22 protein-coding genes are annotated in these 26730 nt (G+C 73.4%); 7 read left to right on the forward strand and 15 right to left on the reverse strand.

Translation table 11 applies throughout. From position 1 onward, the window contains the following. Window position 1: 1 nt before the first annotated feature. The 12 genes from pgeF to rsmH all read right to left on the reverse strand — a co-directional run bounded on the left by pgeF (window position 2) and on the right by rsmH (window position 14786). On the reverse strand, window positions 2–730 hold the full coding sequence (pgeF, locus tag Srubr_RS08030) for a peptidoglycan editing factor PgeF (protein ID WP_189996590.1): 729 nt from the start codon (window positions 728–730) through the stop codon (window positions 2–4). After that, on the reverse strand, window positions 727–1938 hold the full coding sequence (gene ftsZ, locus Srubr_RS08035; RefSeq protein WP_189996589.1) for a cell division protein FtsZ: 1212 nt from the start codon (window positions 1936–1938) through the stop codon (window positions 727–729). The genes pgeF and ftsZ overlap by 4 nt, the downstream gene beginning before the upstream one ends. A 279-nt stretch (window positions 1939–2217) precedes the next feature. Further along, the gene (locus tag Srubr_RS08040) at window positions 2218–3009 is read right to left on the reverse strand and encodes a cell division protein FtsQ/DivIB (RefSeq protein ID WP_189996588.1); all 792 of its coding nucleotides are present in this window, start codon (window positions 3007–3009) and stop codon (window positions 2218–2220) included. Between the two features lie 26 nt (window positions 3010–3035). Continuing rightward, a complete protein-coding gene (murG, locus tag Srubr_RS08045; RefSeq protein ID WP_030783441.1) occupies window positions 3036–4124 on the reverse strand; it encodes an undecaprenyldiphospho-muramoylpentapeptide beta-N-acetylglucosaminyltransferase in 1089 nt (362 codons plus the stop codon). A 6-nt stretch (window positions 4125–4130) separates the two neighbouring features. Continuing rightward, window positions 4131–5492 carry a putative lipid II flippase FtsW gene (ftsW, locus tag Srubr_RS08050; RefSeq protein WP_189996587.1) on the reverse strand — a complete coding sequence of 454 codons (1362 nt, stop codon included), beginning with the start codon at window positions 5490–5492 and terminating at the stop codon, window positions 4131–4133. Between the two features lie 68 nt (window positions 5493–5560). After that, entirely contained in the window at window positions 5561–6997 is a 1437-nt protein-coding gene (gene murD / locus Srubr_RS08055) for a UDP-N-acetylmuramoyl-L-alanine--D-glutamate ligase (protein WP_189996586.1), read from the reverse strand. Beyond that, window positions 6979–8049, reverse strand: a complete 1071-nt coding sequence (gene mraY / locus Srubr_RS08060) for a phospho-N-acetylmuramoyl-pentapeptide-transferase (protein WP_030605496.1) — start codon at window positions 8047–8049, stop codon at window positions 6979–6981. The genes murD and mraY overlap by 19 nt, the downstream gene beginning before the upstream one ends. Then, window positions 8049–9464 (reverse strand): UDP-N-acetylmuramoyl-tripeptide--D-alanyl-D-alanine ligase, encoded by a 1416-nt coding sequence (locus tag Srubr_RS08065; RefSeq protein ID WP_189996585.1) that lies wholly within the window; start codon window positions 9462–9464, stop codon window positions 8049–8051. Before Srubr_RS08065 ends, mraY begins: the two co-directional genes overlap by 1 nt. A gap of 4 nt (window positions 9465–9468) precedes the next feature. Further along, complete coding sequence (locus tag Srubr_RS08070; RefSeq protein WP_189996584.1) at window positions 9469–10989, reverse strand: UDP-N-acetylmuramoyl-L-alanyl-D-glutamate--2,6-diaminopimelate ligase; 1521 nt, start codon at window positions 10987–10989, stop codon at window positions 9469–9471. Window positions 10990–11168: 179 nt separating this feature from the next. Further along, window positions 11169–13133 carry a peptidoglycan D,D-transpeptidase FtsI family protein gene (locus tag Srubr_RS08075; RefSeq protein WP_308439907.1) on the reverse strand — a complete coding sequence of 655 codons (1965 nt, stop codon included), beginning with the start codon at window positions 13131–13133 and terminating at the stop codon, window positions 11169–11171. Between the two features lie 5 nt (window positions 13134–13138). Then, window positions 13139–13765: a cell division protein FtsL gene (locus Srubr_RS08080; protein ID WP_189996582.1), complete on the reverse strand. Its 627-nt coding sequence runs from the start codon at window positions 13763–13765 to the stop codon at window positions 13139–13141. A 64-nt stretch (window positions 13766–13829) separates the two neighbouring features. Further along, complete coding sequence (gene rsmH / locus Srubr_RS08085; protein WP_189996581.1) at window positions 13830–14786, reverse strand: 16S rRNA (cytosine(1402)-N(4))-methyltransferase RsmH; 957 nt, start codon at window positions 14784–14786, stop codon at window positions 13830–13832. 350 nt (window positions 14787–15136) lie between these two features. Here rsmH and Srubr_RS08090 point away from each other — a divergent pair, with 350 nt between their 5' ends. From Srubr_RS08090 to Srubr_RS08105, 4 genes are all read left to right on the forward strand, one after another. Next, window positions 15137–15685 (forward strand): beta-class carbonic anhydrase, encoded by a 549-nt coding sequence (locus Srubr_RS08090; RefSeq protein ID WP_189996580.1) that lies wholly within the window; start codon window positions 15137–15139, stop codon window positions 15683–15685. Between the two features lie 312 nt (window positions 15686–15997). After that, entirely contained in the window at window positions 15998–17038 is a 1041-nt protein-coding gene (locus Srubr_RS08095; protein ID WP_189996579.1) for an AAA family ATPase, read from the forward strand. Continuing rightward, window positions 17038–18396: a DUF58 domain-containing protein gene (locus tag Srubr_RS08100; protein WP_189996578.1), complete on the forward strand. Its 1359-nt coding sequence runs from the start codon at window positions 17038–17040 to the stop codon at window positions 18394–18396. The genes Srubr_RS08095 and Srubr_RS08100 overlap by 1 nt, the downstream gene beginning before the upstream one ends. Next, window positions 18393–20771: a transglutaminase TgpA family protein gene (locus Srubr_RS08105; protein ID WP_189996577.1), complete on the forward strand. Its 2379-nt coding sequence runs from the start codon at window positions 18393–18395 to the stop codon at window positions 20769–20771. The genes Srubr_RS08100 and Srubr_RS08105 overlap by 4 nt, the downstream gene beginning before the upstream one ends. Window positions 20772–20852: 81 nt before the next feature. On the opposite strand, the gene Srubr_RS08110 is transcribed toward Srubr_RS08105, so the two are convergent. From Srubr_RS08110 to Srubr_RS08120, 3 genes are all read right to left on the reverse strand, one after another. Beyond that, window positions 20853–21236, reverse strand: a complete 384-nt coding sequence (locus Srubr_RS08110) for a DUF3040 domain-containing protein (RefSeq protein ID WP_189996576.1) — start codon at window positions 21234–21236, stop codon at window positions 20853–20855. Window positions 21237–21539: 303 nt separating this feature from the next. Then, window positions 21540–22310, reverse strand: a complete 771-nt coding sequence (locus tag Srubr_RS08115) for a class I SAM-dependent methyltransferase (protein ID WP_189996575.1) — start codon at window positions 22308–22310, stop codon at window positions 21540–21542. A 381-nt stretch (window positions 22311–22691) separates the two neighbouring features. Continuing rightward, window positions 22692–23279: an SAV_6107 family HEPN domain-containing protein gene (locus Srubr_RS08120; RefSeq protein ID WP_189996574.1), complete on the reverse strand. Its 588-nt coding sequence runs from the start codon at window positions 23277–23279 to the stop codon at window positions 22692–22694. Window positions 23280–23432: 153 nt separating this feature from the next. Here Srubr_RS08120 and Srubr_RS08125 point away from each other — a divergent pair, with 153 nt between their 5' ends. The 3 genes from Srubr_RS08125 to Srubr_RS08135 all read left to right on the forward strand — a co-directional run bounded on the left by Srubr_RS08125 (window position 23433) and on the right by Srubr_RS08135 (window position 26719). Beyond that, on the forward strand, window positions 23433–24062 hold the full coding sequence (locus tag Srubr_RS08125) for a TetR/AcrR family transcriptional regulator (RefSeq protein WP_189996573.1): 630 nt from the start codon (window positions 23433–23435) through the stop codon (window positions 24060–24062). Window positions 24063–24546: 484 nt separating this feature from the next. Continuing rightward, window positions 24547–25149: a DUF4126 domain-containing protein gene (locus Srubr_RS08130; RefSeq protein WP_189996572.1), complete on the forward strand. Its 603-nt coding sequence runs from the start codon at window positions 24547–24549 to the stop codon at window positions 25147–25149. A 58-nt stretch (window positions 25150–25207) separates the two neighbouring features. Further along, window positions 25208–26719 carry a phytoene desaturase family protein gene (locus Srubr_RS08135; protein WP_189996571.1) on the forward strand — a complete coding sequence of 504 codons (1512 nt, stop codon included), beginning with the start codon at window positions 25208–25210 and terminating at the stop codon, window positions 26717–26719. The last annotated feature ends 11 nt before the right edge of the window (window positions 26720–26730 follow it).

A 26730-nucleotide genomic window follows, 5' to 3' on the forward strand; every position in this document is an offset into this window, starting at 1 on the left:
ATCAGTCCAGCCAGACATAGCCGGCGAGCCGCCCGGTGGTGCGGTCGCGGCGGTACGAGAAGTGATCCTGTGACTCCAGCGTGCACACCGGCGTACGCGCCCGGTCGCACACCCCGAGCCGGTCGAGCTGCGCGTGCACCCCGGCGTTCACGTCCACCGCCGGCGTGCCCCAGCTCGTCTCGGCGTGCGCCGCCGGCTCGACGGCGGCCACCTCGGCGCGCATCGCCTCCGGCACCTCGTAGCACCGGCCGCACACGGCCGGTCCGGTGCGGGCGATGATCCGGTCGGGCTCGGCGCCGAGCCGGACCATGGCCCGTACGGCGGCGGGGACGACGCCCTTGACCATGCCGGGCCGGCCCGCGTGCGCCGCGGCGACGACCCCGGCGACGGGGTCGGCCAGCAGCACCGGCACGCAGTCGGCGGTCAGGACGGCCAGGGCCAGTCCGCGCCGCGGGGTGACGACCGCGTCGGCCTCCGGCACCGGGCCCTCGCCCCACGGCTCGTCCACCACGGCGACGTCGGCGCCGTGCACCTGGTTCATCCACACCACCAGGTCCGGGTCCAGGCCGAGCGACTTCGCCGCCAGTTCGCGGTTGCCGCGCACCGCCTCGGGCGCGTCGCCGACCGCGCCGCCGAGGTTCAGCTCCTCATACGGAGCGGCGCTCACCCCGCCCCACCGGTCGGTGAAGGCGAAGTGCGCGCCGCTCACGCTCTCGCGCTGTCCTATCACTTGAGGAAGTCCGGGACGTCCAGCTCCTCGGCCGCGCTGTCCGAGTAGGTCCGGGGCGCCGGGGGGACCGGCGGGGCGACCGGGATGTCCGGCACCGGCTCGGGCGCCGGCTCCGGCTCCTCCTTGGGCTTGACGCTGCCCAGCGAGCCGAAGGACGGGCGGCTGGGCTCGCTCGGCCGGGCCGCCGGGGCGGGCTCCTCGCGGCGGGCGGGGGCCGAACCGGAGGCGGAGCCGAGGACGTTGTCCCGGCGGGCCGGCGGCTGGCCGCCGTCGAAGCCGGCCGCGATCACGGTGACCCGCACCTCGTCGCCGAGGGCGTCGTCGATGACCGCGCCGAAGATGATGTTGGCCTCGGGGTGGGCGGCCTCGCTGACCAGCTGGGCCGCCTCGTTGATCTCGAACAGACCGAGGTCGGAGCCGCCGGAGATGGACAGCAGGACGCCCCGGGCGCCGTCGATGGACGCCTCCAGCAGCGGCGAGGAGATCGCCATCTCGGCCGCGGCCACCGCGCGGTCGTCGCCGCGGGCCGAGCCGATGCCCATGAGGGCCGAACCGGCCTCGGACATGACCGACTTCACGTCGGCGAAGTCCAGGTTGATCAGGCCGGGGGTGGTGATGAGGTCGGTGATGCCCTGCACACCGGAGAGCAGGACCTGGTCCGCGGACTTGAAGGCGTCCAGGACCGAGACCTGGCGGTCCGAGATGGACAGCAGCCGGTCGTTGGGGATGACGATGAGGGTGTCGACCTCTTCGCGCAGTTCGGCGATGCCGTCCTCGGCCTGGTTCGCGCGGCGCCGTCCCTCGAAGGTGAACGGGCGCGTGACCACGCCGATGGTCAGGGCGCCGAGCGAGCGCGCGATGTTGGCCACGACGGGCGCCCCGCCGGTGCCGGTGCCGCCGCCTTCACCGGCCGTCACGAAGACCATGTCGGCCCCCTTGAGGACCTCCTCGATCTCCTCGCGGTGGTCCTCGGCGGCCTTGCGGCCGACGGCCGGGTTGGCTCCGGCGCCGAGTCCGCGGGTGAGTTCGCGGCCGACGTCGAGCTTGACGTCGGCGTCGCTCATCAACAGCGCCTGTGCGTCGGTGTTGATGGCGATGAACTCGACGCCCTTGAGACCGACCTCGATCATCCGGTTGATGGCATTGACACCACCGCCGCCGACACCGATGACCTTGATGACTGCGAGGTAGTTCTGCGGTGCTGCCACGTCGAAGGCCTCTCGCCTCGAATTACGTTGTCGCCGCCGTGCGGTGCCCCGCGCCGGGACGACGGATGCCGAATGGGACGGTCCGTAGCGCCGACCCGAACCCTAACCCTGAAGTTTAGGGTTACCAGTGTGTCTGTTCCCTGGAGTCTTCCGAACAGGACACTAAGTCGACAAGTGGCGCCCGTTCAACGAACACGCCGAACCTCCCGTTTTTCTTTTCACCCTATGTGATCAGCCGTAGCCGTGCCCAACCAGGGGGCTGGCCTGCGCTGATGTGCGTCAACTCACCGATGACGCAGGGGCGGTGGGAACGGTGACGTCGAAGTGCCGTGCGCCGGGGGATGCTTTCATGAGAGCCGTGAGGGCCCGTGCCTTGGCGCGGCCCTGCTCGTCGCTGCCCCACGCCACCGTGCGGCCGTCGCCCAACTCGACCGAGATGGCGTCATAGGAGCGCACCCGGACGGTCCGCGCGCCGCGCGCCACGGGGGCGGGCAGGTCGCCGGCGACCCGGACGGCCGCGCGCACCAGCCGGCCGGCACCGAAGCGCCGCAGGCTCGCGGCTCCGGGCCCCTTGCGGGAGGCGGACAATTCCAGGCTCGGAACGCCTTTCGGCGCCTGCGAAACCGTGGCGAAACGGACACCTTCGTCATCGACTTCGACGAAGTCGCCGCCTTTTCGGATCAGCAGAACCGGAGTGCGTTCGCTCACGTTCAGGGCGATTCCCCGGGGCCAGGAACGCACCACGTCCACGGTGTCGATTCGGGGCAATTTCCGGCGAATCCGGGCCTCGATGGCGTCCGTGTCGACGGACGCCATCGGCGCCCCGACGGGCACGTCCGCCGCCTCGCGGACCTCCGCGGTGGTCAGCACGAGCGTGCCCGACACCGAGACGTGCCGCACCCGCAGCCACTGCGAGCCGTACAACACCCAGGCGCCACCGGCCCCGAGCAGGACGACGGCCACGGCCAGGATGACGATCGTACGAAGACGCCGTCCGGCGCCGCGGGCGAGCGGCGGACCGGACGACCCCTGCTGGCGTTCCCCGCGCTCGGCGGTTGTCGGTCCGGCCACCGTCACTGCCCTTTCGTCATACGGTCCTAACGGCGCGAGGCGATCGCCTCGTACACCATGCCGACGAGCAGCTCGTCGGCGTCCCGGCGGCCGAACTCGCTTGCCGCGCGGGACATCTCGTACAGCCGGTGCGGGTCGGCCAGCACGGGCAGCACGTTCTGCTGCACCCACTCGGGCGTCAGTTCCGCGTCGTCGACGAGGAGTCCGCCGCCCGCCTTGACCACCGGCTGGGCGTTCAGCCGCTGTTCGCCGTTGCCGATGGGCAGCGGGACGTACGCGGCCGGCAGGCCCACGGCGGAGAGTTCGGCGACGGTCATCGCCCCCGCGCGGCAGAGCATCATGTCGGCCGCGGCGTACGCGAGGTCCATCCGGTCCAGGTAACTTACCGGGATGTAGGGGGGCATTCCCGGCATCTGCTGCACCTGCGGCAGTTCGTTCTTCGGGCCGACCGCGTGCAGGATCTGGATGCCGGCCTGCTGGAGCCAGGGGGCGACGGTCTGCGTCACCTCGTTCAGCCGCCGGGCGCCCTGCGAGCCGCCGGAGACGAGCAGCGTGGGCAGGTTCGGGTCGAGGCCGAAGCGGTGCCGGGCCTCGGGGCGGACGGCGGCGCGGTCCAGCGTGGCGATGGAGCGGCGCAGCGGGATGCCGATGTAACGGGCGTCACGCAGCTTGCTGTCCGGCGTGGAGACGGCGACCCGGGCCGCGTAGCGCGAGCCGATCTTGTTGGCCAGGCCGGGGCGGGCGTTGGCCTCGTGGATCACGATGGGCACCCCGAGGCGCTTGGCGGCCAGATAGCCGGGCAGCGCCACATAGCCGCCGAAGCCGACCACGACGTCCGCCTTGGTGCGCTCCAGGATCTGCTCCGCGGCCTTGATCGTGCCGCGCAGCCGGCCCGGGACGGTGATCAGCTCGGGGGTGGGCTTGCGGGGCAGCGGCACCGCGGGGATCAGCGCCAGCTCATAGCCGCGCTCCGGGACGAGCCGGGTCTCCAGGCCGCGCTCCGTGCCCAGGGCCGTGATCCCCACGGTCGGGTCCTGCCTGCGCAGGGCGTCCGCGAGGGCGAGCGCGGGCTCGATGTGGCCGGCGGTCCCCCCACCGGCGAGTACGACATGCACCGAAATTCACCGCTCTCCGGACGAACGCGCCGCCGAGGCACGCCGTCGCATCGTGTTCCATCTCCGAGGCCCCCGCTCGGCACCGGAGCCTCCCGCCCGCTTTTTACCAAAGCGGGGTTGCCGCATCGCAAGCGCTGCCCGCGCAGCGGGCTCGTCGCGCGCGAAGGCGATCAGCAGCCCGATGGCGAACATGGTCGGCAGCAGGGCGGACCCTCCGTAGGAGAACAGCGGGAGCGGGACACCGGCGATCGGCAGCAGGCCGAGCACCGCACCGATGTTGATCACCGCCTGGGCGGTGATCCAGGTGGTCACGCCTCCCGCGGCGTACCTCACGAAGGGGTCCTCCGTGCGTCCGGCCACGCGGATACCCGCATAGCCTAGAGCCGCGAACAGGGCGAGCACCGACAGCGTCCCCGCCAGGCCCAGTTCCTCACCGGTGACGGCGAAGATGAAGTCGGTGTGGGCTTCGGGGAGTTGGCCCCATTTTTCCACACTCGCCCCGAGTCCGGAGCCGAAGAACCCCCCGGAGGCGAGCGCGTAGATGCCGTGCACGGCCTGCCAGCAGTCGGCGACCCCGCTCCTGGGCTCGGTGGCGCCGATGCAGGCGAGCCGGGCCATCCGGTTGTCGCTGGTCTTGATCAGGAGCACACCGATCAGGCCGGCCACCGACAGTACCCCGGCGAACAGCCGGGTCGGCGCGCCCGCGAGCCACAGCAGGCCGAAGAGGATCGCCGTGAGAATGATCGCGGTGCCCATGTCGCCGCCCAGCATGATCAGTCCGAGCAGCAGGAAGGTGACCGGGACCAGCGGCACCAGCATGTGCTTCCACTGGGCCAGCAGCCTTCTCTCCTGCTTGCGGGCGATCAGGTCGGCGCCCCACAGCACCAGGGCGAGCTTGCCGAACTCGCTGGGCTGGATCTGGAAGGAGCCGCCGAGGGAGATCCAGTTCTGGTTGCCGTTGACCGACATCCCTATCCCCGGCACCTGCACCAGGGCCATCAGGAAGACGGCGGCGGCGAGGATCGGGTAGGCCAGCGCCCGGTGCAGTTTCACCGGCATGCGGGAGGCGGCGAACAGCAGTGCGCCGCCGATGAGCGCGGCGAGGAACTGCTTGCGGAAGAAGTACGACCCGGGCAGCGACAGTTGGAGCGCGGTGATCTGGGAGGCCGAGTAGACCATCACCAGGCCCAGCACGGTGATCAGCACGCTGCCGCCGAGGATCAGGTAGTAGGCGGTCAGCGGCCGGTCCCAGGCCTTGCGGGCGCGGATGTAGAACCGCTGCACGGGGTTCTCGCGCGCGATGCGGGGGACGGCGGGACGGCGGGACGCCCGCTGTACGGGCGGCCGGCCGGTGCGGCTACCGGGCATCGGTGCCTCCGCTGAACGTCGACCGTCCCACGCGTCCCTCCCAAGATCCGCCCGGCAGGCGGCCGGGTTCAGGCGCCGAGTTCGCGGACCGCCGCCGCGAACGCGTCGCCGCGCTGGTTGTAGTTGGTGAACATGTCCATGGAGGCGCAGGCCGGGGCCAGCAGCACCGTGTCGCCGGGCCGGGCCAGCCGCTTGGCCTCCGTCACCGCCTGGAGCATCGCCCCAGTGTCGGTCCGGTCGAGGTCGACCACGGGTACTTCCGGGGCGTGTCGCGCGAGGGCGTCGCGGATCAGGGCCCGATCGGCACCGATCAGGACCGCGCCCCGCAGCCGCTTCGCCGACTTGGCGACCAGTTCGTCGAAGGTGGCGCCCTTCGCCAGTCCGCCCGCGATCCATACGATCGGCTCATATGCCGCCAACGACGCTTCGGCGGCATGGGTGTTGGTGGCCTTGGAGTCGTCCACGTACGCGACCCCGTCGATGTCGGCGACGTGCGCGATGCGGTGGGCGTCCGGACGGAAGGCCCGCAGGCCGTCGCGCACGGCGGTGGCGGGCACCCCGAAGGCGCGCGCGAGGGCCGCCGCCGCGAGGGCGTTGGCGATGTTGTGCGGGGCCGGCGGGTGGATGTCCGAGACCTCGGCCAGCTCCTGCGCGTTCTTCTGCCGGTTCTCGACGAAGGCGCGGTCCACCAGGATGCCGTCCACGACGCCGAGTTGGGACGGCCCCGGGGCACCGAGGGTGAACCCGATCGCCCGGCAGCCCTCTTCGACGTCGGCCTCGCGCACCAGGTCCTCGGTGGCCCGGTCGGCGACGTTGTAGACGCAGGCGACCTTGTTGCCCTCGTAGATGCGGCCCTTGTCGCGCGCGTACGCCTCCATGGAACCGTGCCAGTCCAGGTGGTCCGGCGCGAGGTTGAGGACGGCGGCCGAGTGGGCGCGCAGCGAGGGCGCCCAGTGCAGCTGGTAGCTGGAGAGCTCCACGGCGAGCACGTCGTACTCCTCCTCACCGAGGACCGCGTCCAGCAGGGAGACGCCGATGTTGCCGACGGCGGCCGTGCGCAGGCCCGCCGCCTTGAGGATGGAGGCGAGCATCTGCACGGTGGTGGTCTTGCCGTTGGTGCCCGTGACGGCCAGCCAGGGGGCCGCGTCCGGGCCGCGCAGCCGCCAGGCCAGCTCCACGTCGCCCCAGACCGGCACACCGGCCTGCTCGGCGGCGCGGAACAGCGGCTTGCCGGGCTGCCAGCCGGGCGCGGTGACGACCAGCTCGGTGCCCTCCGGCAGGGAGGAGCCGTCACCGAGGCGCACGGTGATGCCGAGCGCCTCCAGTTCCGCGGCCTGTTCCCGCGCGCGTGCGTCGTCGCCGTCGTTGACGACCGTGACGACCGCGCCGCGCGCGTGCAGCGCCTTGGCCGCCGGGACGCCGGAGACACCGAGCCCGGCGACGGTGACGTGCTTGCCCTGGAAGTCGAAGGGCCCCGAGGTGGAGGTCACTTGTCCGCTGCCCATCCCGCGTAGAAGAGGCCCAGTCCGACGATCACGCAGATGCCCTGGATGATCCAGAAGCGGACCACCACCAGGACTTCGGACCAGCCCTTGAGTTCGAAGTGGTGCTGGAGTGGTGCCATCCGGAAGACGCGCTTGCCGGTGAGCCGGAAGGAGCCGACCTGGATGACGACCGACATGGTGATGAGGACGAACAGGCCGCCCATGATGGCCACCAGCAGCTCCGTGCGGGAGAGGATGGCCAGGCCGGTGAGGACACCGCCGAGGGCGAGCGAGCCGGTGTCGCCCATGAAGATCTTCGCCGGCGAGGTGTTCCACCACAGGAAGCCGAGGCAGGCGCCCATCAGCGCGGAGGCGACCACCGCGAGGTCGAGCGGGTCGCGCACCTCGTAGCAGGCGCCGGGGTTGGTCAGGGTCTGCGCGTTGGCGCAGGACTCCTGGAACTGCCAGACGCCGATGAAGGTGTAGGCGCCGAAGACGAGCACGGAGGCGCCGGTGGCCAGACCGTCCAGACCGTCGGTGAGGTTCACGCCGTTCGACATCGCGAGGATCATGAACAGCGCCCAGACGACGAACAGCACCGGGCCGATCGACCAGCCGAAGTCGGTGATGAACGACAGCTTCGTGGAGGCCGGGGTGTTGCCGCGGGAGTCGGAGAACTGCAGCGACAGCACGGCGAAGGCGATGCCGACGATCAGCTGGCCGGCCATCTTCGCCTTGGCCCGCAGACCCAGCGAACGCCGCTTGACGATCTTGATGTAGTCGTCGAGGAAGCCGACCAGGCCCATGCCGAACATCAGGCCGAGGACCAGCAGACCGGAGTAGGTCGGCGCGTAGCCGGTGATGAGCTTGCTCAGGAAGTACGCGGCGATGGTCGCCAGGATGAAGGCGATACCGCCCATGGTCGGCGTACCGCGCTTGCTGGCGTGCTCGCGCGGGCCGTCGTCGCGGATGTACTGGCCGTAGCCCTTGCGGGCCAGCAGCTTGATCAGCAGCGGGGTGCCGACCAGCGTCAGGAAGAGGCCAATGACTCCCGAGAACAGGATCTGCTTCATCATCGGGCGGCGACCTCACCCTCGGTACCGGCCTCGACGAGCGCCTGGGCGACGCTCTCCAGCCCCACCGACCGGGACGCCTTCACGAGCACGACGTCCCCCGGGCGCAACTCGCTGCGCAACAGGTCGACCGCCGCCTGTGCGTCGGACACGTGCACCGACTCCTCACCCCACGAACCCTCGTTATATGCGCCCAATTGCAGCCAGGAGGCCTCAATCCCCCCGACGGCGACGAGCTTGCTGACGTTGAGCCGGACGGCGAGCCGTCCGACGGCGTCGTGCTCGGCGAGCGCCTCGTCCCCCAGCTCGGCCATCTTGCCGAGCACCGCCCACGTGCGACGCCCCTTGCCCATGGCCGCGAGCGCCCTGAGGGCGGCCCGCATGGACTCGGGGTTGGCGTTGTAGGCGTCGTTGACGATGGTCACGCCGTCCGGGCGCTCGGTGACCTCCATGCGCCACCGGGAGAGGGAGCCCGCCTCGGAGAGCGCGAGGGCGATCTCTTCCGCGGACATGCCCAGCTCATGGGCGACGGCGGCCGCGGCGAGCGCGTTCGACACGTGGTGCTCACCGTACAGGCGCATCGTCACATCGCTTGCACCGGAGGGTGTGTGAAGCCTGAAGGAGGGCTGTCCGCTGTCCGTGAGTCGTACGTTCTCGGCGCGTACGTCCGCTTCGGCCGACTCTCCGAAAAGGACCACCTTCGCCTTGGTACGGGAGGCCATGGCCTTCACCAGCGGGTCGTCGGCGTTGAGGATCGCCGCGCCGCCCTCGCTCGCCGGGGGCAGCGCCTCCACCAGTTCGCCCTTGGCCTGGGCGATCTGCTCGCGCCCGCCGAACTCGCCGATGTGCGCGGAGCCGACGTTGAGCACCAGGCCGATCCTCGGCGGGGTGAGGCCGGTGAGGTAGCGGATGTGCCCGATGCCACGGGCGCCCATCTCCAGTACGAGGAACCGCGTCTCCTCGGTGGCGGACAGGGCGGTCAGCGGCAGCCCGATCTCGTTGTTGAGCGAGCCGGGCGTGAACACGGTCGGCGCCTTGCGCCCGAGCACCTGGGCGATCAGGTCCTTGGTGCTGGTCTTGCCGGCCGAGCCGGTCAGCGCCACGAGGGTCGTGCCGAGCCGGCCCACGACGTGCCGGGCGAGGGCGCCGAGGGCGGCCTGGACGTCGTCCACCACGATGGCGGGGACGCCGACCGGCCGGGCGGCCAGCACGGCGACCGCGCCGGCCTCGACGACCTGCCGGGCGTAGTCGTGGCCGTCCACGCGCTCGCCGACGAAGGCGGCGAACAGGCTGCCGGGCACCACCTCCCGGGAGTCCCGGACGACCGGTCCCGTGACCTGCACGGACGGATCCGGTATGTCGTGCGTCTGCCCGCCGACGACTGCTGCGATCTCGGCGAGGGAGAGGGCGATCACAAGTTCATCCCTGGGTCTTCTGGATAGCTTCGCGAAGCACCTGGCGGTCGTCGAAGGGACGGATCACGCCGGCGATGTCCTGGCCCTGCTCGTGACCCTTGCCCGCGACCAGCACCGTGTCGCCGGCCTGGGCGCGGCCCACGGCGGCGGCGACGGCGGCGGCCCGGTCCTCGAAGAGGAGCACCTCGCCGCGCTCGTGCGCGGGCACCGAGGCGGCGCCCTGGAGCATGGTCGCGAGGATCGCGAGGGGGTCCTCGGAACGGGGGTTGTCGGAGGTCAGTACGGCCGTGTCGGCGAGCCGGGCGGCGGCGGCGCCCATCGGGGCGCGCTTGGTCCGGTCACGGTCGCCGCCGCAGCCGAGGACGACGTGCAGCCGGCCCTTGGTGACCTTGCGCAGCGCCCTGAGCACCGACTCGACCGCGTCCGTCTTGTGGGCGTAGTCGACGACCGCGAGGTAGGGCTGCCCGGCGTCGACGCGCTCCAGCCGGCCCGGCACGCCCGGTACGGCGGCGATGCCGTCGGCGGCGGCCTGCGGGTCGAGGCCGGCGGCGGCGAGGGCGACGATGGCGGCGAGGGTGTTCGCCACGTTGAAGGGACCGGCGATCGGCGACCTGGCGTGCACCCGCTCGCCGTCCGGGCCGAGCACGGTGAACGTCGAGTCCATCGGGCCGATCTGCACGTCCTGGGCGCGCCAGTCGGCGTCGGGGTGGCCCTCGGCGGAGTAGGTGACGACCGGGACGGTCGCCTCCTTCGCGAGCCGGCGGCCGTACTCGTCGTCGGCGTTGACCACGCCGAGCCTGCTGCGCTCGGGGGTGAACAGCCGCGCCTTGGCCCGGAAGTAGTCCTCCATGTCGGAGTGGAACTCCATGTGTTCCGGGCTGAGGTTGGTGAAGACGGCGATGTCGAAGACGCAGCCGTCGACCCGGCCGAGGACCAGGGCGTGGCTGGAGACCTCCATGGCGACCGCCTCGACGCCGCGTTCGCGCATGACGGCGAACAGGGCCTGGAGGTCGGTGGCCTCGGGGGTGGTGCGCTCGGACTTGATCCGCTCGTCGCCGATGCGCGTCTCGACGGTGCCGACCAGCCCGGTGGCGCGGGCGGTCCGCAGGCCGCCCTCCACCAGGTAGGCGGTGGTGGTCTTGCCGGAGGTGCCGGTGATGCCGATCTGGAGCAGATCGCGGCCGGGGTGGCCGTAGATCCGGGCCGCCAGCTCGCCCATCCGGCCGCGCGGGTCGTCCACGACCAGGACGGGCAGGCCGGTGGCGGCGGCGCGCTCGGCGCCGTCGGCGTCGGTGAGCACGGCGGCCGCGCCGAGGCCGGCGGCCTGGGTGACGAAGTCGGCGCCGTGCAGCCGGGCGCCCGGCAGGGCGGCGTACAGGTCGCCGGGGCGGACGGCGCGCGAGTCGTGGGTGATGCCCGTGACCTCGGCGGCGGTGTCCGGAGCGGCGGTACCCAGCTGATCGGCCAGTTCCGCGAGGGGTGTGGCGGAGACCTGGACCGGTCGCGGCGGCCCCGGATATGTCACGGGAGCGCCTTTCTGGGTGGTTTGGGACTGATCAGCGTGTGGCACGGCGGTGAGCGTACCGGGCGTACCGGCTCCGGAGCTAAGTGAGGGGCTGTGGGGCCCTTGGTTCCCGGGATCGGGGGTGATCGTTGTCACGGGTTCGTTCCTGGTGTTTCCGTGCTGACCAGTGGGGGTGCTGATCAGGGCTTGTACTCGACGGGCAGGCTGGCGGGCTTCGCGCCGGTGGGGGGGACCTGGAGGGTCTTCAGGGCGAACTCCATCACCTGCTTGTAGATGGGACCGCAGATCTGGCCGCCGAAATAGCTGCCGGAGGTGGCGTTCTGGATGGCGCAGTAGACGGTGATCCGCGGGTTGTCGGCGGGGGCGAAACCGGCGAACGACGAGGTGTAGCCGCGGTAGCGGCCGGTGGCCGGATCCACTCGGTTGGCCGTGCCGGTCTTGCCCGCCACCCGGTACCCGGGGATGCGGGCCTTGATGCCGGTGCCCTGCTCGTCGTCGACCACGGACTCCAGCATCTGGGCGAGGCTCTTGGCGGTCTTGGCGCTGACCACCCGTGTCTTCTCGGGCTGCGGCGCCGGGGTGAACCGTCCGTCGGCGCCCTTGGTGCCGCGCACCAGGGTGGGCTCGACGCGGACGCCGCCGTTGGCGATCGTCGAGTACACGGAGGCGGCCTGCATGGCGTTGATGGAGAAGCCCTGGCCGAAAGGGATCGTGTACTGCTGCGAGGTGGACCACTTCTGCGGCGGCGCGAGGATGCCGGGGGTCTCGCCGGGGAAGCCGAGTCCGGTGTAGCCGCCGATGCCGAACTTGCGCAGGTAGGAGTAGAGGACCTTGTTGGCCTCGGGCTGGCTCCGGGCGAGTTCGCCGGTGGCCAGGATGGTGCCGATGTTGCTGGACTTGGCGAGCACGCCGTTGAGCGTGAGGTACCAGGTGCGGTGGTCGATGTCGTCCTGGAACAGCCGGTCGCCGCGGTGCAGCCGGTTGGGTACGACGACATGGGTGAGCGGGGTGGCCGCGTTCCGCTCCAGCACGGCCGCCATCGACATCACCTTGGCGGTGGAGCCGGGCTCGTAGGCGTCCTGGAGGGCCGCGTTGCCCATGGCGTCGCCGTCGGCCTTCGACAGGTCGTTGGGGTCGAAGCCGGGCGAGTTGGCCATGGCCAGGATCTGGCCGGTGCGGGTGTCCTGGACGATGACGTAGCCGCGGTCCGCCTTGGACTTCGCCACCTGCTCGGTGATGGCGTTCTGCGCGGCCCACTGGATGTCCCGGTCGATGGTCAGCTCCACGTCGGCGCCGGGCACGGCGGGCGTCTGCGTCGACCCGGCCGTGGGCACCTCGCGGCCGCCGGCCTGGGCGTAGCGGACCTTGCCGTCCTTGCCGGTGAGCTGCTTGTCGAGCTGCTGCTCGATGCCGCCGCCGCCCTTGCCGTCGGCGTTGACCCAGCCCAGTATCCCGGCGGCCAGGTCGCCGTTGGGGTACACGCGCTGGCTGCTGGGGTCCGCGAAGACGCCGGCCAGCACGTTGACGGTGGTGCGGTCGGTGCCGGACTTGTTGGCGAGCGCGGTCTTCAGGTCCTTGATCTGCTTCCAGACCTGCGGGGTCTGCCGGGCGGCCAGGCGGGTGTAGCGGGAGTTCTTGTTCGCGGGCCGCAGCTTCTTGACGAGGGCGGCCTGGTCCTGGCCGAGGATCGGGGCGAGCAGCGCGGCGGCCCGCTCCGGCCCGTCGGTGATCTTCAGCTGTTTGACGCCGAACATGGTCGGGTCGGCCGTGATGTCGTACGCGTCCTCGCTGACGGCGAGGGCGACGCCGTTGCGGTCGGTGATCTCGCCGCGCTCGGCGGCGAGGGTGTGCACCACGTACCGGTTCTGCTCGGCCCGCGCCGCGTAGGCGCTGGCGTCGACGGCCTGCACCTGGAGCAGCCGTACGACGAAGACGAGCAGCACCAGCGTCAGGGCGAGGCCGACCAGGCGCAGCCGGGGCCGGGGGCTGCCGAGCCGGAGCGGGGCGGGCGGCATGGGCCGGGCCCCGCCGGGCCGGCGCGCCGGTCGCGCCCCGGGCCCGGGCTGCCGCCGGACGGCCTCCCTGGGCCGCGGCGGCTTGGCGGGCCCGGGCACACGACGACGCGGCGCTTGCCTGTCGGACACTTCCGTCACCTGCCGGAGGTCGGGATGGACACGGACGGGGGGACGGCGGCCGGGGCCGCGGGGGCGGCCGGCGGGGTGGCGGGGGCCGTCGTGGGGGCCGGGGGGCCGGGCGGGAGCGGTGCGCCGGGGGCGGTGGCCGGGCCGGAGAGGGCCGTGGTGCCGGGGGCGGCGGCCTGGCCCGGGACGGTCGTGGTGCCCGGGGCGGCGGCTTGGCCCGGGACGGTCGTGGTGCCCGGGGCGGCTGCCGGGGCGGAGAGGGCCGCCGGTCCGGGGGCGGCGCTGGGGACGCCCTTGACGGTGCCGTCGGGGGCGAGGAAGGCGGGGTCGCCGCCGGGGACCATGCCGAGTTCGCGGGCGCGCCGCTGGAGCGCGTCGGGGGCCGAGTAGGCGTCGATGTCCCGCTGGAGGGCCTGCTTCTCGTCGGTGAGCGTCTTCGTCCGCTTCCGCAGGTCGTCGAGTTTGAACGAGCCTTCGCTGAGGGCGGAGTTCAGCACCAGCAGCCCGATGAGACCGCCGCCGAGCAGCAGGACGACGAGGAGCACGAACGGGGTGCGGGCCGCCCGCGCGCGGCCGGCCGGGAAGAGCCGGGCCAGCCGCGCGGCCCTCCCCCTCAGCTCGGGTTTCCTGCTCACCGCTCCCCCGGTACGGGGATGCCGCTCCCCCGGTGCGCGAAGGAGACCCTCCGACCCGTCTCGCTCACTCCACGTCCTCCCTGATGCGCTCGGCACCCCGCAGCCTGGCCGGTGCCGCCCGGCGGTTCTCCGCGATCTCCTCCTCGGTGGGAAGTTCGGCACCACGGGTGAGCAGCTTGAGCCGCGGCTGGTACCGCTCGGGCACGACCGGCAGCCCGGGCGGCGCGGTGGAGGCCGCCCCGGCCGCGAACACCTGCTTGACCAGCCGGTCTTCGAGTGACTGGTACGACAGCACGGCGATGCGCCCGCCGACGTCCAGGGCCTTCACTGCCGCCGGGATCGCCCGCTCCAGCACGGACAGCTCGCCGTTGACCTCGATGCGCAGCGCCTGGAAGGTGCGCTTGGCGGGGTTGCCGCCGGTGCGCTTGGCGGCCTGCGGCAGGGCGTCCCGGATGAGTTCCACGAGCCGCGCGCTGGTGCTGAACGGCTCCTTCTCCCGCTCCCGCACGATCGCGGCGACGATCCGCTTGGCCTGCTTCTCCTCGCCGTACGCGCGCAGGATGCGCACGAGTTCGCCGGGCGGGTAGGTGTTGAGGACCTCGGCGGCGCTGATGCCGGTCGTCTGGTCCATGCGCATGTCCAGGGGCGCGTCCTGCGCGTAGGCGAAGCCGCGGCCGGCCTCGTCGAGCTGCATGGAGGAGACCCCGAGGTCGAACAGCACCCCCTGCGCGCGCGCGATGCCGAGCCGGCCGAGGACGTCGGGCAGCTCGTCGTACACGGCGTGCACCAGGGTGGCGCGCTCGCCGAAGGGCGCCAGCCGTTCGCCGGACAGCCGCAGCGCCTCCTTGTCCCGGTCCAGGCCGATCAGCCGCGCGCCGGGGAACCGGGTCAGCAGCGCCTCGCTGTGCCCGCCGAGGCCGAGGGTGCAGTCGACGACCACGGCTCCGGGGCGCTCCAGGGCGGGCGCCAGCAGGTCCAGGCACCGCTGGAGCATCACCGGGACGTGTCGACTCTGGCTCAAGGGGGCCTCTCAGTTCCGGCGGGCCGTACGCACCGTCGGTCCCCCGAGCCGTACGTACGCGCCGCGCGCGCGGGGAGACGGGTCCGGGCGGCGCCGGGGTCTCCGGGGGTTTCACCAGCGGGGAGAGACTCGTCTCCCGCTTTCGCGTCACTTTAGTCCACGCCGTGCCCGGGTCAATCAACCGGCCTGCGCGTCGCGCGGGCGGCGGCGCGAGGGCCCGGACCGGCACCGGTCCACCCGTTCGGGCATCTCCCCCCGCTGTGTGGATTCGCTCACAACAAGCCGCGGGGGCGATCTTTGTCCCCTCTCACAGCGGGCCGGACCGCCACGTGACCAGTAACGTCGGGGGCATGACGACTTCCGCAGCGGCACACCCTGGGTCCGAAGGCGCCATAAAGCCCGGCGGCAACGTGACCGAGCGTCTCCTGGCGGCCAACCGGCGCTACGCCGAGGCCTTCAAGGACCCGGGCATGGACGCCCGTCCCGTTCTGCGTGTCGCCGTGGTCGCCTGCATGGACGCGCGGCTCGACCTGCACGAGGCCCTCGGTCTGGAACTCGGCGACTGTCACACCATCCGCAACGCGGGCGGTGTGGTCACCGACGACGTGATCCGGTCGCTGACCATCAGCCAGCGCAAGCTCGGCACCCGCAGCGTCGTGCTGATCCACCACACCAACTGCGGCCTGGAGTCCCTGACCGAGGACTTCCGTTCCGAGCTGGAGATGGAGGTCGGGCAGCGGCCGGCCTGGGCGGTGGAGTCCTTCCGGGACGTGGACCAGGACGTGCGCCAGTCCATGCAGCGGGTGCGCACCTCGCCCTTCCTCCAGCACACCGACGACGTCCGCGGCTTCGTCTTCGACGTGCGCACCGGTCTGCTGCGCGAGGTCGACCCGGCCTGACCCGGAACGTACCGGCCGGCCGCCCCGGGACGCGTCCCGCTCTCCGTTCCGAGAACGCAGAGAACGCAGAGAACGCCGAGAACGCAGAGGACCCAGAGAACCCCGACAGCACCGACAACGCGGTCGGACAAGTCGTATGAGCGGCATCGCCGGGGGCAGTTGTCCACAGGCGGTGACACGAATCGGTAACGGCAGCGAGAATGCGGGGGTGGCACCGCGTGGAACCTTTTCCGCGTGGTGTCCGTGTTCCGGGGTGGGCCGGTCGCGCAGTGACAGCGTCGGCCCGGCAAAGAACGGGCCGAGGAGGGCCGGGTGACGACCTATGACGATCGAGCGAGCCTCACTGATGTGACCGCCGCGGTAGAACGGGTGCGCGGTTCGGTGGAGGGCGTGATCGAGGGCAAGCCCGAGGTCGTACGGCTCGCGCTGACCGTGCTGCTCGCCGAGGGCCATCTGCTGATCGAGGACGTCCCCGGAGTGGGCAAGACGATGCTCGCCAAGGCGCTGGCGCGGTCCATCGACTGCTCGGTGCGGCGCATCCAGTTCACGCCCGACCTGCTGCCCTCGGACATCACGGGTGTGTCGATCTGGGACCAGCAGCGCCGGGACTTCGAGTTCAAGCCGGGCGCCATCTTCGCCCAGATCGTGATCGGCGACGAGATCAACCGCGCCTCGCCGAAGACCCAGTCCGCGCTGCTGGAGTCCATGGAGGAGCGGCAGGTCACCATCGACGGGCAGACGTACGAACTGCCCAGCCCCTTCATGGTGGTGGCCACCCAGAACCCGGTGGAGATGGAGGGCACCTATCCGCTGCCCGAGGCCCAGCGCGACCGCTTCATGGCCCGCGTCTCCGTCGGCTATCCGAGCGTGGAGTCCGAGCTGCGGATGCTCGACGTGCACGGCGGGGTCAGCCCCCTGGAGGACCTCCAGCCGGTGGCGCACGCGCACGAGATCGTGAAGCTGGTCGAGGCGGTGCGCGACGTGCACGTCGCCGAGCCGGTCCGGCGGTACGCGGTCGAACTGGTCGCCGCCACCCGCACCCACCCCGACCTCAGACTCGGCGCCTCGCCGCGCGCGACGCTGCACCTGCTGCGCGCGGCGAAGGCCACCGCGGCCCTGGCCGGCCGGGAGTACGCGCTGCCGGACGACGTGCAGTCACTCGCCGTCGCCGTCCTCGCCCACCGCCTGCTGCCCACCGCGCAGGCCCAGCTCAACCGCCGCACGGCCGAACAGGTGGTGCTGGAGATCCTCCAGCACACCCCGGTGCCCGCGACCCCCGGCCGGCCGGGCGGACCCGGTGATCTCGGACGGACCGTCCCGGCCTATCCGCAGCAGCCTCCGCGGAGTCTGTGATGGGCCCCGGGGGGACCGGACCGGCCGAACCCGGGCACGGGCAGGCGGGCGGGGTCCGCACGGCCCTGTCGGGTCTGACCACCCGCGGCCGTTCCTTCCTCGCGGCCGGGATCGCCGCCGCGGTCTGCGCGTTCGTGCTGGGGCACAGCGATCTGCTGCGGGTCGGTCTGCTGCTCGCCGTGCTGCCCCTGATCTGCGCCACCGTGCTGTACCGCACCCGCTACCGGGTGGCCGCGAGCCGCCTGCTCGCCCCCGAGCGGGTGCCGGCCGGCGGCGAGGCCAGGGTGCACCTGCGCATGGACAACGTCTCCCGGCTGCCCACCGGCCTGCTGATGCTCCAGGACCGGGTGCCCTACGTCCTCGGGCCGCGCCCCCGGTTCGTGCTGGACCGGATGGAGCCGGGCGACCACCGCGAGGTGTCCTACCGGGTCCGCTCCGATCTGCGCGGCCGCTATCCGCTGGGCCCGCTCCAGCTGCGGCTGACGGACCCCTTCGGGATGTGCGAGCTGACCCGCTCCTTCGCGACGCAGGACATGCTGACGGTCATCCCGCGCGTGACCCCGCTGCCCCCGGTCCGCTTCACCGGCGAGGCCAAGGGCCACGGCGAGGGCCGGCAGCGCTCGCCGGCCCTCGCGGGCGAGGACGACGTCATCCCGCGCGGCTACCGCTACGGCGACGACCTGCGCCGGGTGCACTGGCGCTCCACCGCGCGCCACGGCGAGCTGATGGTGCGCCGCGAGGAGCAGCCCCGGCGCTCCCGGTGCACCGTGCTGCTGGACACCCGCGGCGGTGCCTACGAGGGCGCGGGCCCGGACTCGGCCTTCGAGTGGGCCGTCTCCGCCGCCGCCTCGGTGCTGTCGCACATGCTGGAGCGCGGCTTCTCGGTACGGCTGCTGACCGACGGCGGCAGCACGGTGCCCGGCGAGGGTGGCGGCTTCGGGGGCACCGGCCAGGAGACGGCGGAGACGGCCGGGCTGCTGCTGGACACCCTCGCGGTGATCGACTACTCCGACGGCCCCGGCCTGTCCCGCGCCTACGACGTGTTGCGCGCCGGGAACGAGGGGCTGCTGATCGCCTTCCTCGGCGACCTGGACGAGGAGCAGGCCACCACGGTCGCGAAGATGAGCCGGCGCAGCGGCGGCGCCGTCGCCTTCGTGCTGGACCCCGACGTGTGGACGCGGGAGGCGACCGACGTGCCCCGGGCCGGCGACCGGCACGAGGAGCGGCTGCGGCTGCTGCGCGAGGCGGGCTGGACGGCGCTGAGCGTGCCGCGCGGCGCCTCGGTGGAGGAGTTGTGGCGGCGGGCCGACCGGGAGCGCTCGGGCCTGGCGTCGCTGAGCGGAAAGGTCCGGGGATGAGCGGACGGGCACGACTGGCGCTGTGCGCGGCGGCGGCCACGCTGATGGCCTCCTGCGCGCTGCTGCCGCTGGTCGCCGAGCCGACCTGGCTGCTGCAACTGGTCCCGCTGGTGGCCGTGCAGACCGGGGTGGGCGCGGCGGCCCGGCGGGTCCCGCTGGGCCGGTCGCTGACGCTGGCGGCCCAGCTCCTGGTCACCCTGGTGCTGCTGACCCTGGTGTGCGCCCGGCAGCAGGCGATCGCCGGGCTGATCCCGGGCCCGGACGCCGTCCGGTACCTCGCCGAGCTGCTCGGTCAGGGCGCGGACGACATCAGCCGGTACGCGATACCGGCGCCGGTCACCGACGGCATCAGGCTGATGCTGATCGGCGGTGTGCTGCTGGTCGGGCTGCTGGTGGACACGCTCGCGGTGACCTTCCGCAGCGCGGCCCCGGCCGGGCTGCCGCTGCTCGCGCTGTACTCGGTGGCCGCGGGGCTGTCCGACGGGGGCTCCGACTGGCTGTGGTTCCTGGTGGCGGCGGCCGGCTATCTGATGCTGCTGCTCGCCGAGGGCCGGGACCGGGTCGCCCAGTGGGGCCGGGTCTTCGGCGGCGCGCCCCGGGTTCCGGGCGCTCCGGTGGCCGGGCCCCCGGCGCCGGTGCGCACCGGCCACCGGATCGGCGCGGCCGCGCTCGGCGTGGCCCTGATCCTGCCGCTGGCGCTGCCCTCGCTGCCCGGCGGCCTGCTGGAGCGGGCCCGTGAGGGCGTGGGGGCGGGCGGCGTGGGCGCGGTCTCGGCGGTCGACCCGCTGGTGTCGCTGCACGACTACCTGAACACGAACGACGACCGCCTGGTGCTGTCCCTGAAGACCAGCACCAACGACCTGTCCGACCTGTATCTGCGGATCGTCTCCCTGGACGACTTCGACGGCACCACCTGGAAGGCGTCCCGGCGCGGTTACACCGACGTGCCGGACCCGCTGCCCGCGCCGGCCGGTCTGGGCGAGGACGTCCGGCGCGACATGATACGGACGACGATCACCGCGGCGGACACCTACGCCCAGGACTCGCTGCCGATGCCCTATCCGCCGAGCCGGGTGCGGGTCAGCGGCCGGTGGCGGTACGAGCCGGTCGGGATGACCCTGGCCGGCGACCGCGACCAGACCACGCGGGGCGAGCGCTACGAGGTCACGAGCCTGGACGTGGAGCCGAGCGCGGAGCAGCTGGCCGCGGCGCCGCCACCGCCGGCCGCCCTGTGGGAGCAGTACACGAAGGTGCCGGCCTCGCTGCCGAAGGTGGTGGGCCGCACCGCCAAGGAGATAACCGAGGGCGCGAGCAACCACTACGAGGAGGCCGTCAAGCTCCAGGACTACTTCGCCGTCACCGGGGGCTTCCAGTACGACACCCGGGTGGAGGCCGGCCGGGGTCCGCGCGCCATCGCGAACTTCCTGGAGGACAAGCAGGGCTTCTGCGTCCACTTCTCCTTCGCGATGGCGGCGATGGCCCGCACGCTCGGCATCCCGGCCCGCGTCGCGGTGGGCTTCGCGCCGGGCACCCCGCAGGCCGACGGCACGGTGGCGGTGAGCCAGCGGGACGCGCACGCCTGGCCCGAGCTGTACTTCGAGGGCGTGGGCTGGACCCGTTTCGAGCCCACCCCGACCCGGGGCACCACGCCGTCGTACACCCTGTCGGACACCCCCGGCAGCTCGCTGCCGGACGAGACGCAGCCGTCCCGGCGCGCGTCCTCGGCACCCTCGGCGGCGGCCTCGCCGAGCGAGAGCTGCGCCGAGGGGCCGGGCCGGCCGCAGTCCTGCGACAGCCCGTCCGCGGCGGCGGTCCCGCACCACGGCCCCGATGACACGGACTGGTGGGTGTGGCCGCTGATCGTGACGGGCGCGCTGCTGGTCCTGGCGGTGCCGCTGGCGCCCCTGCTGTGGCGGCGGCGGACACGCGCGCTGCGGCTGGGCGGGCACGACCGGACCCCGCGGGGCGTGGCGGCGCACACCCTGGCCGCCTGGCAGGAGCTGACGGACAGCGCCTGGGATTACGGCGTCCCCCCGGACGAGTCGCTGACCCCGCGCAAGGCCGCCGACCGGATCGTGCTGCTGGGGCGGCTGGACGCGGCGGCCGGGGCCGCGGTGCACCGGGTGGCGGACGCGGTGGAGCAGGTGCTGTACGCGCCCCGGCCGCACCCGGCGGCGGGAACGGCGCGGGACGTGCGCGAGGCGATCGAGGGCCTGCGGGCCGTGGGGAGCGCCGGGACCCGGCTGCGGGCGCTGTTCCTGCCCCGCTCGTCGGTCCGGGCGTGGTGGGCGGTGTCGGCCCGCTGGTCGGCGCTGCGGGCCCGGGTCGCGGCGGCCCGGCCGGCCCTGCGCCGCCCGTCCCGCCAGAACGGCTGAGCGGCTGCGGGCACGGCTCACCACAGGCACGGCTGAGGGGCGGCCACCTTGCGGTGGCCGCCCCTCACGTGTGTCCCGGGGTCAGCGGCCCTGTTCGTCCCGGCGGCGCTGCCAGCGCTCCTCGATCCGGTCCATCATGGAGCGTTTGGGCCGCGCCTGCCGACGGGCCACGCCTGGTGGCTGCTCGCCCGGTTTGGGGGCCTTGCGCCAGCCGGTGACGGCCAGCACGGCACAGCCCAGCATGACGAGGAAACCCACCACGCTGACCCAGATGAGCTGCATGACCATTCCGGTCATGAGGAGCGCGATACCGATGAGGAAGCCCGCGACCGCCTGGTAGACCCGTCGGCGGGTGTACGTCCGCAGCCCGTTTCCCTCAAGCGCCGACGCGAACTTGGGATCTTCGGCGTACAGCGCTCGCTCCATCTGCTCGAGCATGCGCTGCTCGTGCTCCGAGAGCGGCACGGAGTCCTCCTCATCGTGCAGTCGCCGGGGCGACCCGGGGGGTCCCTTCAGGATAGGCAGGGAATCGCCCCCGTGAAACCCGCCCCTCTACGCCAATTGGCCAACCGGATTCCGTCATGGCCGTCCGGCTCGCTGAGGCTTCCATTCCCCGGCGGCCGTCTCGTCATGCCGAGCGGTGTACCTCGATCATACGGCGCAAACCGCTCGTTCGGGGGGCCTGTGGCGTACTCCATCCGCGGCCGAGACGCTGATCAGCGCCTGTTCCCGATAGTGCACTCTGGGCACACCGCGCCCCCGTGGCGCTCAGCTCCCGGCGGCACCGGTGGTCTCACCGAGCACGTGGAGCTGGGTGGCGACGGAGTGGAAGGCGGGCAGTTCGGCCGCCGCGGCCTCCAGCCTCAGCAGCGCGTCCACGGCACCGGGCTCGGTGTCCACCAGGACGCCGGGCACCAGGTCGGCGAAGACCCGCACGCCGTGCACCGCGCCGACCCGCAGGCCGGCGCCCTCGACCAGCGCGGTGAGCTGCTCGGCGGTGAACCGGTGAGGCACCGGGTCGCCGCTGCCCCAGCGGCCGTCGGGGTCCTGGAGCGCCTGGTGGGCCTCGGTGAAGTGGCCGGCGAGAGCGCGGGCGAGCACGGCGCCGCCGAGGCCGGCGGCGAGCAGGCTGAGGACGCCGTCGGGGCGCAGCGCGGCGACCGCGTTGCGCACGCCCTCGGCCGGGTCGTCCACGTACTCCAGGACGCCGTGGCACAGGACGGCGTCGTAGCCGCCGGGCTCGACCACGTCGAACAGGCCGTGCGCGTCGCCCTGCACGCCCCGCACCCGGTCGGCGACGCCGGCCTCGGCGGCGCGGCGCTCCAGGGCGAACAGGGCGTTGGGGCTGGGGTCGACCACGGTGACGCGGTGGCCGAGGCGGGCGACGGGCACGGCGAAGTTCCCGCTGCCGCCCCCGGTGTCGAGGACGTCCAGCGAGTCCCGGCCCGTGGCCTTGACCCGGCGGTCGAGAGCGTCTTGCAGGACGTCCCAGACCACGGCGGTACGCAGGGAGGCGCGGGGGCGCGACGGGTCCGACACGGCAGTTGACTCCTCGGCGGGCTGAAGGACTTCAGGCGCCTCCACCCTATTGCCTCCGGCGCCGCAGCAGGTCACCCGCGTCGGCGTCCGCCCCGTGCGTCGCCCCGGGCCCGCCTCGGTGCGCGTCGCGGCCGACGGGCGGACCGGTGTCCCCCAGCCGACGGGCGGACCGGTGTCCCGCAGCCGACGGGCGGGCCGGTGTCTCGTGGCGGACGGGCGGCTACGGGTCGCCCGGCGGGCGGGCTGCGGTGTCTCCCGGCCGCGGTCGCCGACGGGCGGGGCCGGTCCCGTAGGGGCGGGCCGGTGCCGTAGGAGAGGGCCGGTGCCGTAGGAGCGGGCCGGTCCCGTAGGAGCGGGCCGGTGCCGTAGGAGCGGGTGTGGTCAGCCCGCGTCCGGGAGCGGGCCGTGCGGGTGCGGGGCGCCGGGTGCCGGGCCGTCCGGCGCCTGGGGCGCGTCGGTGTCCCGGCGGGGCTGGGGCAGGACCGGCTGGAGGGCGAGCATCCGCTCCACGATGCGCAGGAACATCGCCACGTCGCGTATCAGGTCGTCGGCGTCCCGGCGGCCGGCCGCGCCCCGGATGCCCGCCTCGGCGCGGGCGCGGCGGGCGGCGCCGGAGGCGAACAGCGCGCTCCACTCGGTCAGCTCCGGGGCGATCTCCGGCAGCACCTCCCAGGCGCTGCGGATGCGGGCCCGGCGGCGCGCGGAGGTCTCGGGCCGGCCGCGGGCGGCGAGCACGGCGGCGGCGGTGCGCAGGGCGGCGAGGTGGGCCGTGGCGTAGCGCTCGTTCGGGGTCTGCAGGAGCGTGGCCTCCTCCAGTCCGGCGCGGGCCTTGGCGAGCAGGTCGAGCGCGGCGGGCGGGGCCGTGGCCCGGCGGAGCACGGGGTGCACGTCGCTCGCGGGGCCGGTCAGTGAGGGGGCAGGGCCGGTGGCGCGGCGCCGGCGGGCGGCGGCTGCGGACGAGTGGGCCATGACGAACCTCCTGTCGTCTGGGTGACGGCACGCGTGCCGTATGTGCCCATCGTGAGGTATGCCACTGACAATCCGTTCTGAGCTGGGCTTTCGCCGCGGCCGAGAGGACGGGCGCGGCCATCGGGACCGAGGCCACCTGTGAGAATCGGGGCCATGGAAAGCACCAGCGCCAGGGCCGGCGGAAGCACGCGCCGCGAGGCCACCCGGCAGAAGCTCTACGAGGCTGCCGTCACGCTCATCGCCGAGCAGGGCTTCTCCGCGACCACCGTGGACGAGATCGCCGAGCGGGCCGGGGTCGCCAAGGGGACGGTCTACTACAACTTCGCGAGCAAGTCCGTCCTCTTCGAGGAGTTGCTGCGGCACGGTGTCGGCCTGCTCACCGCGTCCCTGAAGGAGGCGGCCGAGGGCACGGCACGCGCCGGGCGCGGCAAGGTGGACGCGCTGGACGCGATGATCCGCGCGGGCCTGGTCTTCATCGACCGCTACCCGGCCTTCACCCAGCTGTACGTCGCCGAGCTGTGGCGCACCAACCGGGCCTGGCAGTCCACCTTGATGGTGGTGCGGCAGGAGGCCGTGGCGGTGGTGGAGGGCGTGCTGCGCGAGGGTGTGGCGGCCGGCGAGTTCAGCGACGAGATCGACGTGCAGCTGACGGCGGCGGCGCTGGTCGGCATGGTGCTGGTGGCCGCGCTCGACTGGAAGTCCTTCCAGCCGGAGCGCTCCCTGGACGACGTCCACGCGGCCCTGTCCCGGCTGCTCCAGGGCCGGGTCAGCGGCCGGATCTGAGGCGGCGGGGCCGGGACGGCCGGACCTGAGGCGGCGGGTCCGGGACGGCCGGATCTCCGGCGGCCGGAACCGAGGCGGCCGGGTCGGCGGGAACCGGGCTCTGCCGCGTGTCGGCAGCGGGAGCAGGCGCCGGACCGATCGTTCCGGTCCGGCGCCTGCCCGTTTCCCCCGTGATCCCCCGTACTTCCTCCCGTACTCCCCCGTACGGGTTCCCCCTGTGCGGACCCCCGTGGCGGTCGTCCCCCGAGGCCCCCCGTCTCGCTTCCGCCGACGGGTCGGCGGAAGGAGCGGCCGGTGACCGGTTGCCGTTCCGCCGCCCCGTGTCGGCGGTGCGGGCCGGTCCCCCTGCCGTGGCTCCACTCTCCCGTCCCGGCGGCCGGTGCCCCATCCGCGCGGATACTCATCCGGCGGTCTGAGTACTTGTACTCAGACCTCCGCGCGCGTGCCCAGGCCGCCCGCCCGCGGGCTGGCTACGATCGCCTCCGTGTCCGTGCTTCCCCTGGTCTTCACCAGCGGCTGGGCCAGTGGTGTCAACGCCTACGCGGTGGTGCTGCTGCTCGGCCTGTTCGGCGTGACCGGGGTCGGCGACGACCTGCCGGGGGTTTTTCAGCGCCCGGAGGTGCTGATCGTCGCGGGTGTGCTGTTCCTGTGCGAGACGGTCGCCGACAAGATCCCGTACGTGGACTCGCTGTGGGACTCCGCGCACACGGTGGTCCGTCCGCTCGCCGGCGCCTGGGTGGGCGCGCTGCTCGCCGGGCAGAGCGGCTCGCTGCCGGACGTGGCGGCCGGGCTGCTGGGCGGTTCCACGGCGCTGGCCAGCCATGCCGTCAAGGCCGGGACGCGGATGGCGGTCAACACCTCGCCCGAGCCGTTCAGCAACATCGTGCTGAGCGTGGCCGAGGACCTCGGGGTCGGAGGCGTGGTCGCGTTCGCGATGTTCCATCCCGTGGCGGCGGCGGTCGTCGCGGGTGTCCTGCTGGCCGGCGGGCTGCTGGCGCTCGTGTTCCTCTTCTCGCGCATCCGGCGCTTCCTGCGCCGCCGGGCCCGGCGGCGCGAGGCGCGGCGACTCATCTCACGGCCCCGCTGACCTGCGCCGGGGCCGCCCGGCGGCCGGATTGTCGGTGGCGGTCGATAAAGTCGCGGACATGGCACGGATTGCGGTGATCGGCGCCGGGATGGGCGCGATGGCGGCTGCCGCCCGGCTGGCCGTCGCGGGCCACCGGGTGGTGGTGTACGAGCGTACGGAGACGTACGGCGGCGCGGTGCGCCGGTTCGAGCGGGACGGCTTCGGCTTCGACACGGGCCCGGGACTACTCACGCTGCCCGCGGTGTACCGCGATCTGTTCGTCAAGACCGGCAAGGCACCGCTGGAGGACCGCGTCGAGCTGGTCCAGGTCGACCCGTCGTCGCGGCACGTCTTCGCGGACGGCAGCCGGGTGTCGCTGCCCAACGCCACGCGCGCGGGGGTCGTGGCGGCCCTGGACGAGGCGCTGGGCGCGGGCGCGGGCGAGCGCTGGGGTGACTTCCTGGTGCGGGCCCGCGAGGCATGGGACCGTACCCGCCGGCCGCTGCTGGAAGAGCCGCTGTGGCCGAACTGGCGGGTGCTGGCCGACAAGGAGCCGTATCCGGCGGTGCCGCACAAGCGGCTGCTGCGCACGCGCCGGGCCGCGACGCTGGCCGAGGTCGGCGCCTGGGAGCTGCGGGACGAGCGCCTGGCGGCCCTGCTGGCCGGCCACGCGCTCGCCCATGGCCTGGACCCCCGGACCGCCCCGGCGAGCGCGGCGGTGCTGCCGTACATGGAGCACGCCTTCGGCACCTGGTATGTGCGCGGGGGCATCCGGGAGTTGGCGCGCGCGGTGTACGAGCGGTGCCTGGAGCGGCGGGTGGAGTTCGTCTTCGGCGCCGAGGTCACCCGGATCGTGGAGAAGGACGGCCGGGCGGCGGGGGTGGAGCCGGCCGGGGGCCCGGTCGTGGCGGCGGACCACGTCGTGGCGGACGTCCACCCGGCCCGGCTGCGGGCGCTGACGGAACGTCCGCTGGACGGCGAGGAGGACGTGCGGGCCGACCCGGGGGCCGCGGCGGCCGCCCGGTTCACCGTGCTGCTCGCCCTGCGCGGCGCCCGGGAGCCCGGTGCCGCGCACCGCACGGTCGTGCATCCGGCGGACCCGGAGCGGGAGTGGGACTTCCTGGCCTCGCCGGGCGGTGATGTGCCGCCCATGCCGACGGTGACCGTGCTGCGCCCCGACGACCCCGCGCTCCGGCCCGACGACGGGCACGAGTCGGCGGTGCTGTCCGCCGTGGTGCCCGCGGGGGCCGCCTGGGACGACGAGCGCACGGTCGCCCGGTACACGGACCTGCTCCTTCAGGCCGCCGGGCGGGCGATACCGGCGCTGCGCGACCGGCTGCTGTGGCACGAGGTGCGGGCACCGGGCGCCGCCGAGGAGGAGACGGGCGCCCGCGCGGGGACCGTGCCCGCGCCCTCGCTCGCGGCCGGCCGGGGCCGCTTCCTGCACCCGGCGAACAGCACGCGGCTGCCCGGGCTGTACCGGGTCGGCGGCTGGTCCCACCCGGGCGGCGGCCTGCCGCACGCCGGGATGTCGGGCGCGCTGGTGGCCGGGCTGATCGTGGAGGGCCCGGAGTTCCGCGGCTCGCAGTGAGCGCGGGCCGG

This window comes from Streptomyces rubradiris (assembly GCF_016860525.1).
Lineage (GTDB): Bacteria > Actinomycetota > Actinomycetes > Streptomycetales > Streptomycetaceae > Streptomyces > Streptomyces rubradiris.

Coding starts and splice junctions, on each gene's coding strand:
- ftsW (WP_189996587.1), bottom strand. CDS start 5,492: ATGCCCGGTAGCCGCACCGGCCGGCCGCCCGTACAGCGGGCGTCCCGC.
- murD (WP_189996586.1), bottom strand. CDS start 6,997: ATGGGCAGCGGACAAGTGACCTCCACCTCGGGGCCCTTCGACTTCCAG.
- mraY (WP_030605496.1), bottom strand. CDS start 8,049: ATGAAGCAGATCCTGTTCTCGGGAGTCATTGGCCTCTTCCTGACGCTG.
- Srubr_RS08090 (WP_189996580.1), top strand. CDS start 15,137: ATGACGACTTCCGCAGCGGCACACCCTGGGTCCGAAGGCGCCATAAAG.
- Srubr_RS08100 (WP_189996578.1), top strand. CDS start 17,038: ATGGGCCCCGGGGGGACCGGACCGGCCGAACCCGGGCACGGGCAGGCG.
- Srubr_RS08105 (WP_189996577.1), top strand. CDS start 18,393: ATGAGCGGACGGGCACGACTGGCGCTGTGCGCGGCGGCGGCCACGCTG.
- Srubr_RS08120 (WP_189996574.1), bottom strand. CDS start 23,279: ATGGCCCACTCGTCCGCAGCCGCCGCCCGCCGGCGCCGCGCCACCGGC.
- Srubr_RS08125 (WP_189996573.1), top strand. CDS start 23,433: ATGGAAAGCACCAGCGCCAGGGCCGGCGGAAGCACGCGCCGCGAGGCC.
- Srubr_RS08135 (WP_189996571.1), top strand. CDS start 25,208: ATGGCACGGATTGCGGTGATCGGCGCCGGGATGGGCGCGATGGCGGCT.